We start from the raw sequence: 12,689 nt of genomic DNA, 5'->3' as shown, positions 1-12,689 counted from the left end.
GTCAGCTGTTATCTGTTCGCTGAAACCTGTCGACTGTCAGCCGTTCGCCGCCCGCATCCACCCGCCTCCGGAAAATTCCCCCAAGTGTTCGGAACCGGAGCCCCCTCGCCCCCGACTGCTGTACCGGACCCCGCCGCCGAGGCGGCGTCCGGAAACGGCAGAACGGGAAGCGGAGGGACTCGATGGCAGTGCAACCCGACCAGGCCGCCAGCCCCCTGACGGATCGTCAACATCAACCGGTCGACCGCTGGAGCCTGGTGATAGCCGCCGGCCTGCTGTCGTTCGTCGCGATGCTCGACATGAACGTGGTCAACCTTGCGCTGACCGACATCTCGGCCGGTCTGCACGTCTCCCCCGGGGTCGCCCAGTGGGCCGTCCTCGGCTATCAACTCCCGCTCGTCGCCCTGCTGTTGCCGGCCGGACGCTGGCTGGACCAGGTCGGCACCCGCTCGGCCCTGCTGCTCGCCGTCGGCTGCTTCGCCACGTGCAGCGTGCTAGCCGCCTGCGCCCCGTGGGCCGGCTGGCTGATCGCGGCCCGGCTGCTGCAAGGCGCCTTCGGGGCCGTGCTCTTCGTCCTGATGCCGGTGCTCGCCGCGACCTCCGTCCGGCCCGAGCTGCGCGGCCGGGCGATGAGCGTACCGGCGACGCTCGGTCCGCTCGGCGCCGTCACCGGTCCGGTGATCGGCGGCCTGCTGCTGGACCACCTCGGCTGGCGGGCGATCTTCCTGGTGAAGCTGCCGGTCTGCCTGGCCGCCGTCCTGATCGTGCGACGCCACGCCCCGCGCCGCGGTGGGCTGCGGCCGCCCGACCGGGCCTCGCTCGGCGACGCCGCGCTGATCGGCGCCGCCGTGGCCGCCGTCCTGCTCGGGCTCACCCTGGCCCCGCGGGCACCGCAGTGGCTGCTGCTCGCGCTGCCCGCCGCGCCGCTGGTGCTGCTCTGGCTGCGCCGCCCGGGCGGTCGGCCGGTCGCGGAGGTGCTGCGGACCGCCGGGACCGCCGGGGCCAACGCCTCGGTCCTGGCGCTCGCCGCCGGCTTCGCGGCCTGCCATTACCTGCTCGCCCAGCACCTGCGCGGCCCCCGGGGCGAGAGCGCCACCGCGACCGCGCTCACCATGATGGCGTTCCCGCTCGGCATGGTGCTGGCCGGCCGGGTCGGCGGGCGGCTGGCCGACCGCTGGGGCGCCCGGCCGACGGCACTGACCGGCGCCGCCGTCACCACCCTCGGGCTGGCCCTGCTCGTCCCGCTGGACACTGGCTGGTCCGCCCCCGAGATCGCCGCGCGACTCGCCCTCGCCGGTGCCGGAATGGGGCTCAACGGCGGCCCCACTCAGGCCCTGGTGATGTCCGCCTCCCCGCCCGGGAAGCTCGCCACCGCCGGTTCCGCCGTCCAACTCGCCCGCAGCCTCGGCTTCGCGCTCGGCCCGGCCCTCGCCACCGCCGCCGCCCTGGCCGGCGACGGCGCCACCATCGGGACCCGCGCCGGCATCGCCCTGGCCGCCCTGGTCGCGTCGACGGCGGTCGTCCTGCTCGCCCCGCACCGCCGCGGCTGACGCCGACACCGAACATCCGCACTCCCCGTCCCGCGCTCCCCATCCCGCACTCCCCCGGCACCACCGAAGGATCACCCCGAGATGACCGACACCACCCCCGACAACTCCCGCTGCCCGTACGGGTACGATCGTCTCCCCTCCCCCGTGCCGCTGTACGGACCGGCGTACAAGCGCGACCCGTACCCGCTCTACCGGACGATGCGCGAGGCCGGGCCGGTGCACCGGGTGGAGTTCCCGAGCGGCATCCACGCCTGGCTGGTCACCGGCTACGGGGCCGCCCACGCCGCCCTCAACGACCCGCGCCTCGGCAAGAACCACGCGCTGGGCAACGACAATTGGCGCCGACTCGCGTCGATCATGCCCGAGCCGCAGCACTCGCAGCTCCAGGTCCACCTGCTCCACCAGGACCCGCCCAAGCACACCTCGATGCGCCGGCTCGTCCTGGACGCCTTCACCCCGCGCCGGGTGGAGTCGCTGCGCCCCCGCTTCCGGGAACTGGCCGACGCGCTGGTGGACCGGCTGCCCGAGTCCGGCGGAGCGGACCTGGTGGCCGGCTTCGCGGCGCTCTACCCCTTCCGCGTCCTCGCCGAAGTCATCGGCCTGCCGCCCGAGTTGGCGGAGCGCTTCGACCGGGACTGGGGCAAGGTGGTCCAGCCGGTCGGCCCGCAGGACCCCGGCCGCCCCGCGTACGAGGCACGGCTGCGCGGCCTCCAGACGTACATCGCCGACGTGGTCGCCCGCAAGCGCGCCGACTGCCGGGAGCCCGGCTGGGTCGCGCAGGAGGACCTGCTGGGCCGACTCGTCAACGCCCATGACGCGGGCGAGTTGAGCCGCGCGGAGCTGGACTCGATGGTGTTCCAGCTGCTGGTCGCCGGGCAGGAGCCGGTGACCAACCAGATCACCACCATGCTGGTCACCCTGCTGCGCCACCCGGAGCAGCTCGCCCGGCTGCGCGAGGGGGTCGACGAGCCCGGCCGGCTCGCCCGGGCGGTGGAGGAACTGCTGCGCCACGACGCCGCGTTCGAGCTCACCACCTGGCGGTTCCTCGCCGAGGACGGCGACCTGTTCGGCACCGGCGTACCGGCCGGCGACTCGGTGATCGTCTCGCTCTGCGCCGCCAACCGCGATGACGAGCAGTTCCCCGAGGCCGACCGCCTGGACCTCGACCGCACCCCCAACGCCCACCTGGCCTTCGGCCACGGCATCCACTACTGCCCCGGCGCCGCGCTGGCCCGGGCCGAACTCCAGGTCGCCCTCGCCACCCTGCTCACCCGGCTGACCGGTCTGCGCCCGGCCGAGGAGCCCGGCAACGGCCTGGCGGACCTGGGGTGGATCCCCGCCGTCCTGGCGCGCGGGGTGGACCGGCTGCCGGTCGCCTACGACCACCGCCGCTGACCCCGACCGCAGCCCCCTGCCACCGACCCTCGCCGCTTCCCCCGGAGCACCAGGCTCCCCGCCGCCCGCCGACCGTTTCGCACCACTTTCCGTGGAGGACCCACCATGCCGCCCGTCGGCACCGCCCCCGCCGTCACCACACCTGCCGTCACCGCCCTTGCCGTCACCGCCGCGCCCGCCGCCGCCGAGGACCGCCCCTCGCCCGAGCGGCTCGCCGCTCGCGTCCTCGGCCTGCTGCTGCCGCACCGTCGCGCCGCCGACCCGGAGTTCGACGCCCGTCCGGAGCACTTCCCGCTCCAGCTGGCGCAGTTGACGGAGTTCATCGCCGCCGGCGAGCCGATCGCGCTCACCCTGCCCGGCTTCCCCTGCAAGTCTCCGAACCCGGCGAAGGTGCTCGGCCACCTGCCCGACGAGGGCGAACGGCTGTCGCTGTCCTTCCTCGACGGGCTCTGCGCCCAGATCGGCCGGCTCTACGCGCCCGGCGCACGGATGCTGATCTGCTCGGACGGGCACATCTTCGGCGATCTGATCAACGTCCCGGACGACCACATCGACGCCTACTCCGACGCCCTGACCGCCATGATCGCCCGCGAGGGCCTGCCCCATCTCGACACCTTCGACCTGCGGGCCGTCCTCGGCGACCTCCCGTACGACGAGAAGCGGGCCCGGGTGCACGCCCGGTACGCGCCCAGCGTCGAGGAGTTGCGCGAACAGGTGCTGACCGAGGAGGAGACCCTGCGGCTCTACCGGGGCATCACCCGCTTCCTCTCCGAGGACACCGTCGGCTTCACCGGCACCCGCTCCGCCCTCCAGCGGGAGTGTCGCCGCCGCGCCTACGCAGTGATCCAACGCAGCCGAGCATGGGGCGAGTTGATTGCCGAGCACCACCCGCGCGCGGTCCGGCTCTCCATCCACCCGCAGCCGGCCGGAGCGGCCAAGTTCGGCATCCGGCTGCTGGCGGCGGCCGACGTCTGGACCACGCCCTGGCACTCCGCGGTGCTCCACCGCACGGGCGGTGAGCGGGAGTTGCTGCGCAGCGACGAGGCCGCGCGGCTCGGCCGGCTGGTGCTGCGCGACGGCCGGCCGAGCCATTACGAGGACCGCGAGGAGGACCGCGAGGAGGACCGCGAAGAGGACCGCACCGGGGGCCGTGACGAGAGCTCCGACGAGAACCGCTAGGGGCGTGAGCCCGTACGGTCAGCCGCACCGGCGGCGGTAGAACCCTCCGCCGGGTTGCGGTGGTCGAAGGCGATCAACGGGTCTCCGGTGAGCGGGTGTTCGACCACCGCGGCCCGCACCCCGAAGACCTCGGCCAGCAGTTCGGCGGTCAGCACCTCGCGCGGCGCCCCGGAGGCCACCAGGGCGCCGCCGTGCAGGACATGCAGCCGGTCGCAGACCGAGGCGGCGGCGTTGAGGTCGTGCAGGGCGACCAGGGTGGTGCGACGCTGTTCCCGGAGCAGGGCGAGCAGTTCGACCTGGTGCCGGACGTCCAGGTGGTTGGTCGGCTCGTCCAGCACCAGGACGTCCGGCTGCTGGGCGAGCGCCCGGGCCAGCAGGACCCGCTGCCGTTCGCCGCCGGAGAGTTGGGCGAACCGGCGGTCGGCGGCCTCGGCCATGCCGACCCGTGCCAGCGCCTCGGCGGTGATCCGGTGGTCCTCGGCGTCGTCGGCGGCGAAGGCCCGCTTGTAGGGCGTGCGGCCCATCGCGACCACCTCCAGGACGCTCAGCTCGAAGTCCCCACCGCGCTCCTGGGGAAGTGCCCCGATGTGCCGGGCCGACTGGGCGGGCCGCAGCTCCGCCAGGTCCCGCCCGGCCAGCAGCACCCGGCCGGCGCTCGGCCGCAGGTGTCGGTAGACGGTGCGCAGCAGGCTGGACTTGCCGCTCCCGTTGGGTCCGACCAGTCCCGCGATCTCCCCCTCCTCGGCGATCAGGTTGGCCCCGGCCAGCACCGTCCGTCCGGCCAGGGCGACGCTCAAGTCCTCGACAGCGATCCTCAATTGCGCTCCAGTCGTCGGTCCAGCAGGTAGAGCAGGGTGGGGGCGCCGAGGACCGCGGTGACCACGCCGATCGGCAGTTCCTGGCCATCCAGGGCGGTGCGGGCCACGGTGTCGACCACGACCAGCAGCAGGGCCCCGGTGAGCGCGGACAGCGGCAGCAGCCGCCGGTGGTCGCCGCCGACGAGCAGCCGGCACACGTGCGGAACCATCAACCCGACGAAGCCGATCGCGCCGGAGACGGCGACCAGCACCCCGGTGAGCACGCTGGTGACGACGAAGACCTCGCGGCGCAGCCGGGTGACGTCCACGCCGAGCCCGGCGGCCGTCTCGTCGCCCATCAGCATCGCGTTGAGCCCCCGGGCACGGGCCTGGAGCAGGGCCAGCCCGATCGCCACGGCGACAGCGGGGACGGCGAGTTGGGCCCAGACCGCGCCGCCGAGGCTGCCCATCAGCCAGAACAGCACACCCCTGGTCTGCTGCTCGTCGCGGGTCTGGAGGACCAGGTAGCTGGTGATGCCGCCGAGGAACTGGGCGATGCCGATGCCCGCGAGGACCAGGCGCAGCGGGGAGAAGCCGCCGCCGCGCCGGGCCATCAGCCAGACCAGCGAGAACGCGGCGAGCGCGCCGGCGAACGCCGCCAGGGAGACGGTGAGGCCGAGCGCGCTGCCGAAGGGGAGCTGGAGCCCGAGGGTGGTGCCGAGGACGATGGCGGCGACCGCGCCGAGCGAGGCGCCGGAGGAGATGCCCAGCAGGTAGGGGTCGGCGAGCGGGTTGCGGACCAGGGCCTGCACGGCGGTGCCGACCAGTCCGAGCCCGGCGCCGACCAGGGCCGCCAACAGGGCGCGGGGGGCACGCAGTTGCCAGACGATGAGGTCGTGGGTGCCGGGTGCGGGGGCCTGCCCGGCGAGTCGGCGGGCGACCACCGACCAGACCTCGCCGGGCGGGACGTCCACCGAGCCGAGCGAGACGGCGGCGGTCAGCGCGAGCACCAGGGCGGCGGTGAGGAGCGCGGCCAGCGGCCCGGCCCGCAGGATGCGGGCCGGGCGGGGCCGGCGGGGCTGGTCGCGCCGCTCCCGAGTGGTGGCCGAGGTCACCTGCTACTGCCCGTTCTTGACGAGGTCCGGGTGGACGGCGGCGGCGATCTGCCGGACGGCGTCGGCGTTGCGCACCCCCGCGATGGTGGTCACCTCGGAGCCGAGCCGGACGAAGTGCCCTTCCTGGACGGCCTTCAGGCCCTGGGTCGCGGGAAAGCCCTTCAGGAAGGCCTCGGCCTCGTCGAAGGCCTTGCGGGTGGCCTCCTCGCTGCCCCGGTTGCGCACCGCGAGCTGGATCCAGTCGGGATTCTTGGCCACCACGTCCTCCCAGGAGCCGGGCTTGAAGTCGGCGTCGCAGTCGGCGAACACATTGCGCGCCCCGGCCTGGGTGATCACGGCGTTGGCGACCTGTCGCCCGCACACCGCCGTCGGCTGCTTGGTGCCGGCGTCGTAGTCGAAGACGAAGTAGCTCGGCCGTTGCTCCTCCGGCACGGCGGCCAGCGCGGTGCGGACCTCGCCGAGCTGCTTCTCCATCCCGGTGACCAGTTCCTCCGCCCACGCGGACGTCCCGGTGACGGCGCCGAGCCGGCGGACGTCGTCCGCGATCCCGGAGAGGTCGGTGCGCGGCGCCTTGGCGGCCTTCGGCGTCCCGGCACAGGCGGTGGAGAGCAGGTAGACGTGCTGGATGCCGGCCGCCGCGTACTCCTCCTCGCTCGGGCCGGTGGCGCCGCCGCCCATCATCGGCATCGCGCCGAAGGTGTCCACGTAGAGGTCTGCGCCGGAGCCGAGCAGCTTCTCCTTGGCGATGCCCTTGTCCCCGAGCACCGGCACCTTGGCGCCCTGCTCGGCGACGGCGGCGGGCAGCGTGCCCTTGCCGGGCGGAAAGCCGGTGCCGATCACCCGGTCGCCGGCGCCGAGTTGGAGCAGCAACTCCAGGCTCGCCGCGTTGCTGGTGACGATCTTCGTCGGCTCCTTGGCGATGGTGGTCTCCTTGCCCACGCAGTCGGCGACCTTGACGGGGTAGCCGCCGGCCGGAGTCGGCTGGAGGGTGACGGAGGGGGTCGACCCGCTCCCGGCCCCGCTTCCGCAGGCCGTGGCGAACAGGGCGACGGCGGCTGCGATGCCGCAGACGACGCGAGGGCGCATGACAACTCTCCTGGTCGGTGATCGTGCCGGGCCCGTGCTGCGGACCCGGACCAGTAGTCGGCCGACCCGGGCGCCGGGTTCCCGGGCGATCGCGACCGGTTGCGGCCGGTGCGGCCCGTACGCGCCCAACACCCCTGCCCGCCCCCGGCGGCGGAGCCGTAGGCTGGCCGGATGGCCGACCTCACCGCCCCGCGCGACGACCTCGACCTCCCCGTCCGGCTCGGGCCGCGCCCGCCCCGCCGGGTGGTCTCCCTGGTGCCCTCGCTGACCGAGGCGGTCGCCGTCACCGCACCCGGGCTGCTGGTCGGCGCCACCGACTGGTGCAGCCACCCCGGCGACCTGCCCGTCACCCGGATCGGCGGCACCAAGAACCCGGACGTCCGACGCGTCCTCGCGCTCGCACCGGACCTCGTCCTCGCCAACGACGAGGAGAACCGGCGCCCCGACCTGGACGCGCTGCGAGCGGCCGGTGTCCCCGTCTGGGTCACCGACATCCGCACCCTGGACGACGCCTTCCGCTCCCTGGACCGGCTGCTGACCGCCGCTTGCGGGCTGCCCCGCCCGGCCTGGCTGAGCGAGGCGGAGGCGGCGTGGGCCTCCGTCGGGAGCGGCGACACCCGGGCGCGGCCCGACGGTCCACGGGCGGTCGTGCCGATCTGGCGCCGGCCGTGGATGGTCCTCGGCCGCGACACCTTCGCCGGAGACCTGCTGCGCCGGCTCGGCCTGCGACTCGTCCACGCCGACCACCCCGAGCGCTACCCCGCCATCCCGCTTCCCGAACTGATCGCCTGCCGACCGGAGTTGGTGGTCCTGCCGGACGAGCCGTACCGCTTCACCGCCGAGGACGGCCCGGAGTCGTTCCCCGACCTACCGGCGGCGCTGGTCAGCGGACGGCACCTCACCTGGTACGGGCCGTCCCTGGTGACCGCCCCGGCCGTCCTGCGGCAGGCACTGGAGCATCCGCTCCGGCCGGGCCGCGCCGACGGCGCCTAGACTCCCCGCGTCATGAAGATCGTGATGTCCGTCGACATGGAGGGCATCTCGGGGATCGCGCATCCCAGCGAGACGAATCAGGATCACTACGACTCCGACGCGGTCGCGCGATGGCGACGGCCGAGGCGAACAGCGTGATCGCCGGGGTGCTGGACGCCGAACCCACGGCCGAGGTGTGAGCGGACCGACGCGGTCCTGCTGCTCGCGCAGCTCGCGACCGTCAAGCCCGGCTGACGGGAGTCGCTCGGGCGCGGGCCCGGACACGGCAGGGCCCGGGACGCGTGCTCGCGTCCCGGGCCCGGTGCCTCGCGGCGGTACGTCGTCAGCCGCGGGCGGAAGCGACGGCGGCGCCCAGCGCCTCCTTGATCCGCGGGCCGAGGCGGGCGAAGCCCAGCTCCTTCATGGCCGCCCGCAGCAGCTCCTCGTCCGTCCGCTCGGTGCCGTCACCGTCCACCCAGCGCACGACGGCGAGCAGCTCGTCGGCGGAGTAGGCGGTCACGGGACGCCCGGGGGTGAAGTCCGGCTTCGCGGGACGGGCGTCGGCGACGGGCTCGGCAGCCGGCTCGGGCTCGGGCTCAGGCTCGACGGCGGGGGCTTCGGCGACGGGGGCTTCGGCGACGGGGGCTTCGGCGACGGGCTCCGGCTCGGACTCGACGACCGGCTCCTCTGCCTCGGCGACAACAGCCTCGGGCTGGGCGACAGGCTCCGGCTCGGCGATGGGCTCCGGCTCGGCCTCGGCCACCGGCTCGACCTCGTCGGCCGACTCAACCTCGGGCTCGGCGATGGGCTCCTCGGCAGCAGCCTCGGCAACAGGCTCCGCCACCTCGACCACAGCGACCTCAGCCTCGGGCTCGACCTCGGCAGCGGGCTCCTCGACCACAGCGACCTCGGCCTCCGCGACGGCGGGCTCCACCGCAACGGCCCCGGCCTCGACCGCCGACTCGACCTCAGCAGCCACCGGCTCGTCCACAGCGACCTCAGCCTCGGCGACGACAGCCTCAGACTCGACCTCGGCAGCTTCCTCGGCAGCCTCGATCTCGACCGCCGACTCGGCCTCGGTCTCGGTCTCGGTCTCGGTCTCGGTCTCGGTCTCGACGGCAACCTCAGCAGCGGGCCCCTCGGCCTCGACAACCTCAACGACCTCAGCAGCCACCGGCTCGTCCACAGGCGCGGGCTCGGCGAGGACGGCGGTCGCAGCGGCCACCAGGTCATCGGCTGCCGGCGAGGGCGCCGGGAGCGAGACCACAACGGCCGGGGTCTCCGTCTCGGCCTGCTCCGCGTCGGGCTCGACGTCGGCTTCGACGTCGTCCTTGATCTCGGTCTCGGTCTCGGTCTCGGCCTCCCCAGCCGTGACAGCCTCGTCGGTCTCCTCCACCGGAGCCGTCACCGAAACCGGGATCTCCTCCACGAGCCCGTCCCGCTGCCCACCGGCCAGCGCCTGAAGAGCAGCCGCCTCGGCGTCAGCCTGGTCGGTCGTCTCCTCGGCCGCGGGCTCCTCGGCTGCGGGCTCCTCGGCCTCGGCCACGTCCTCGGCCGCCTCGGCGTCCGCCACCTCGGTCACCGGCTCCTCGGTCACCGCCTCCTCGGTCACCGCCTCCTCGGCAGCGACCTCCTTCGCCAGCCCGTCCCGCTGCCCGGCCGCCAGCGCCTGGCGGGCCGTGTACGCGGCCTCGGCGGCGCGGCGGTCGGCCTTGGCGGCGGCGAGCTCGGTCAGCAGGTCGGCGAGGCCGGCCTCCTCCAGCCCGGCGCGCAGGCCGCGGATGGTGGGCAGGCGGTAGAGGGTGCCCTCGTCGGCGGCGAGCCGCTCGACCAGGTCGATCAGCTCGGCGAAGGGCAGCCCGTCCAGGTCGTGGTCGGGCAGCAGGCGGGCGAGGCCGCGCAGGCCGGCGTTGATCGTCTCGAAGGCCTGGGCGGTGCGGTCGACCATGGCGCCGTCGGCGGGCACCCGCGGGAGGGTGCCGGTCGGGGCGAGGGCGGTCCAGGCGCGGCGCTCGATCTCGGCGGAGGTGAGGGCCTCGTGCAGGTCCTCCCGGCGGATGCGGCGGTCGGTGGCGAGTGCCACGGCCTGCTTGCGCAGCGAGCGGCCGCGCAGCCAGGAGAGCTTGACGCCGTTCTCGCGGCGCCAGGCGCTGTCGGCGGTGGCGGCGGCGAGGGCGACCAGGTCGGCGTCGTACGCGGCGGGGAACAGGGTGGCGGAGGTGCGGTGCACCCGCTGGAGCATCTCGACCAGCAGCGCGGTCTTGGCGACGGTGTCGGGCTCGTCGAGCTTGGCCTCGGCCGCGAGGGCGGTGACCGCCTCCCAGGTCTGGGTGAGGTCGCTGCCGCGCAGTTCGGCGAGGGCCGTGGAGGCGGCGCGGGCGTCCTCGGGGGTCGCGACGGTGGTGGCGGCCGCGTACCAGGCGTGGGTCTCGGCGGTGAGCGTGAAGGCCCCGAGCTCGGCGTAGCGGCCGAGGTCCTCGCGGAGGTCGGGTTCCGCGGCGGCGTCCTGGAGGTCCTTGACGTCTGCGGCGTCGGCGGCATCCGCCGGGTCGGCTGCGTCGGCGTTGCGCGAGGAAAGCACTGTCATGTGAGGTCCGGTTCTGGGCGACGACGGCGGGGCTGGCGGCGAGGGGGCGGCGGACCGGTTGCGCGGAGGTCGCCCCTGGGGCGGGGCAAGGGGGCGCGCGGTCGGGCTGCCGGTTGTGGACGCCCAGAATACGGGTGCCCGTTCGAGCCTTGCACGCACCCACCGCCCGTACGGGCGGGTGTCGTGTGCCATACCGCCCGCCTGGCCGCCACTCGGGCTGGTCCGATCGGGTGGCCCGACCGCCGGGCCCGCGGTGGTCCCGGCAACGGTCCGGACAGCCGTCCGCGCTGCTCAGCGCGGCTCGTCGCGCTGCCCGCCGCCGGGCGGATCCGGCGGGCGGACGGGCCGACGAACCGGCCGCCGGACGGGCGGACGGCCGGGACGGCGGACCCCGTTCAGCGGCACCTCCCGGACGCCGCGTCCCGGCGCCGGTCTCCGGCGGCCGAGCGGCGGTCGGTACCCGGCCCGGCCGAGGGCGTGCAGGTCGACCGGCGCGAGGTACTCGCTGAGCGCCGTCCGGTGCCACCACGCGCCGGTTTCCCGCAGTTCGCGCCAATCGGTGAACCGGTAGAGGTAGAGGGTCGCCCGGACGTGGGTCGGCGGGGCGTCCGGGAAGGGGTTGTGGCGCAGCAGCCGCAGGGTGGCCCGGTCACCGGAGAGCAGGCGGGCGACGAAGGGCAGGAACCAGGGGCCGGCGTAGCCGGGCGAGATGCCGGCGAACCACATCAGCCAGTCGAGCCGCAGGTGGTAGGGCGCGAACTGGCGCGGGAGGCGGCGCACGTCGCCGGGTTTGCCCTTGAAGCCGTACTCGCGCCAGACGGTGTGCGGGGTGAGCTCGGCCTCGTCGGTGCCCTCGACCACCACCTCCTGGCGGAGCCGGTTGATGCTGCCGAAGGCGCCGTAGGTGTTGACGAGGTGGAGCCGGTTGAAGGAGCGGTTCATGGCCTGGCCGCGGGAGATCATGTTGCGCACCGGCCAGTAGCTGAGCACCGCGACGGCGGCGGTCAGCGCGAGCACCAGCACCTCGAACCAGATCGGGGTGCCGGGGTAGGCGCGGGTGTGGACGGGCAGGCCGAGACGGGCCGGTTCCACGGCGGCGAGGGCGAGGGCGACGGTCAGCCAGTTGAGCCAGGCGAAGTTGCCGGAGGCGATCAGCCAGAGCTGAGTGGCGACGACGGCGCAGGCCGCGTAGCTCGCGACCGGCTGCGGCAGCAGCAGGCATACGGGTACGACGAGTTGGACGAAATGATTGGCGGCGGCCTCGACCCGGTGCAGCGGGTCGGGCAGGTGGTGGAAGAACCAGCTGAGCGGTCCGGGCATCGGCTGGGTCTCGTGGTGGTAGCGCAGACACGTCAGGTCGCGCCAGCAGCTGTCACCGCGCAGCTTGATCAGTCCGGCGCCGAACTCGACCCGGAACACCAGCCAGCGCATCAGCCACAGCACCAGGGCGGGCGGGGCCGTGTCGGCGTTGCCCAGGAAGGCGGCGAGGAAGCCCGCTTCGAGCAGCAGGGACTCCCAGCCGAAGGAGTACCAGGTCTGCCCGACGTTGACGATGGAGAGGTAGAGGACCCAGAGCACCGCCCACAGCAGGGCCGACGCCCAGAGCGGGACGATGTCGCCGAGCCCGGCCGCCACCGCGGCGGCGAGGGCGGCGCCACCCCAGGCGACGGCGGCGAAGAAGCGGTCGCTGTAGTGGAGGTGGAACAGGCCGGGTGAGCGGCGGAACGGGACCCGGGCGGTGAAGCGGGGCACGGGCAGCATGCCGTCGGTGCCGATCAGGGCACGGAACTGCGCGGCGGCGGCCAGGAATCCGATCAGGTAGAGGACGGCGAGCAGGCGTTGGACGAGCAGCCGGCTCAGCCAGTAGTCGGGGGCGGCGAACCAGTCCATGCGGCCCATGCCTACCACCCGGCGCCCGGGGTGCGGGCCCGGTCGGGGCGGCGGAGGGCGGACGGTTCACCCGCTCGGCCCGGACAGCACCGTGGCGGGGAGCCTCTCCTCGGGGGTG

9 protein-coding genes and 1 pseudogene are annotated in these 12,689 nt (G+C 74.5%); 5 read left to right on the top strand and 5 right to left on the bottom strand.

All coding sequences use genetic code 11. The annotated features are described in order from the left end of the window. Positions 1-182 precede the first annotated feature (182 nt). The 3 genes from QWJ13_RS14810 (at position 183) to QWJ13_RS14800 (ending at position 4,124) form a co-directional block, all read left to right on the top strand. Positions 183-1,550 (top strand): MFS transporter, encoded by a 1,368-nt coding sequence (locus QWJ13_RS14810; protein ID WP_316524645.1) that lies wholly within the window; start codon positions 183-185, stop codon positions 1,548-1,550. An 81-nt stretch (positions 1,551-1,631) separates the two neighbouring features. Beyond that, on the top strand, positions 1,632-2,945 hold the full coding sequence (locus QWJ13_RS14805; protein ID WP_316524643.1) for a cytochrome P450 family protein: 1,314 nt from the start codon (positions 1,632-1,634) through the stop codon (positions 2,943-2,945). A gap of 105 nt (positions 2,946-3,050) precedes the next feature. Next, positions 3,051-4,124 carry an L-tyrosine/L-tryptophan isonitrile synthase family protein gene (locus tag QWJ13_RS14800; protein WP_316524640.1) on the top strand — a complete coding sequence of 358 codons (1,074 nt, stop codon included), beginning with the start codon at positions 3,051-3,053 and terminating at the stop codon, positions 4,122-4,124. On the opposite strand, the gene QWJ13_RS14795 is transcribed toward QWJ13_RS14800, so the two are convergent. The 3 genes from QWJ13_RS14795 to QWJ13_RS14785 all read right to left on the bottom strand — a co-directional run bounded on the left by QWJ13_RS14795 (position 4,121) and on the right by QWJ13_RS14785 (position 7,122). Next, positions 4,121-4,942, bottom strand: a complete 822-nt coding sequence (locus tag QWJ13_RS14795) for an ABC transporter ATP-binding protein (protein ID WP_316524637.1) — start codon at positions 4,940-4,942, stop codon at positions 4,121-4,123. The genes QWJ13_RS14800 and QWJ13_RS14795 overlap by 4 nt on opposite strands. Then, positions 4,939-5,976 (bottom strand): FecCD family ABC transporter permease, encoded by a 1,038-nt coding sequence (locus QWJ13_RS14790; protein WP_316525193.1) that lies wholly within the window; start codon positions 5,974-5,976, stop codon positions 4,939-4,941. The genes QWJ13_RS14795 and QWJ13_RS14790 overlap by 4 nt, the downstream gene beginning before the upstream one ends. A gap of 63 nt (positions 5,977-6,039) precedes the next feature. Then, positions 6,040-7,122 carry an ABC transporter substrate-binding protein gene (locus tag QWJ13_RS14785; RefSeq protein WP_316524635.1) on the bottom strand — a complete coding sequence of 361 codons (1,083 nt, stop codon included), beginning with the start codon at positions 7,120-7,122 and terminating at the stop codon, positions 6,040-6,042. A 171-nt stretch (positions 7,123-7,293) separates the two neighbouring features. Between QWJ13_RS14785 and QWJ13_RS14780 the strand changes: the two genes are divergently transcribed. Both QWJ13_RS14780 and QWJ13_RS14775 read left to right on the top strand, forming a co-directional pair. Continuing rightward, on the top strand, positions 7,294-8,115 hold the full coding sequence (locus QWJ13_RS14780; protein ID WP_316524633.1) for a helical backbone metal receptor: 822 nt from the start codon (positions 7,294-7,296) through the stop codon (positions 8,113-8,115). A gap of 12 nt (positions 8,116-8,127) precedes the next feature. Next, positions 8,128-8,291: pseudogene (locus QWJ13_RS14775) on the top strand (M55 family metallopeptidase); the annotation flags it as partial. A gap of 146 nt (positions 8,292-8,437) precedes the next feature. On the opposite strand, the gene QWJ13_RS14770 reads toward QWJ13_RS14775, so the two are convergent. After that, positions 8,438-10,681 (bottom strand): hypothetical protein, encoded by a 2,244-nt coding sequence (locus tag QWJ13_RS14770; protein WP_316524631.1) that lies wholly within the window; start codon positions 10,679-10,681, stop codon positions 8,438-8,440. Between the two features lie 291 nt (positions 10,682-10,972). After that, a complete protein-coding gene (locus QWJ13_RS14765; RefSeq protein ID WP_316525191.1) occupies positions 10,973-12,571 on the bottom strand; it encodes a lipase maturation factor family protein in 1,599 nt (532 codons plus the stop codon). Positions 12,572-12,689: the final 118 nt, after the last annotated feature.

This window comes from Kitasatospora brasiliensis, assembly GCF_032654805.1.
Taxonomy (GTDB): Bacteria; Actinomycetota; Actinomycetes; order Streptomycetales; family Streptomycetaceae; genus Kitasatospora; species Kitasatospora brasiliensis.
The sequence above is the reverse complement of the archived record's forward strand: the minus strand, read 5'-3'. Positions and strand labels throughout refer to the sequence as shown.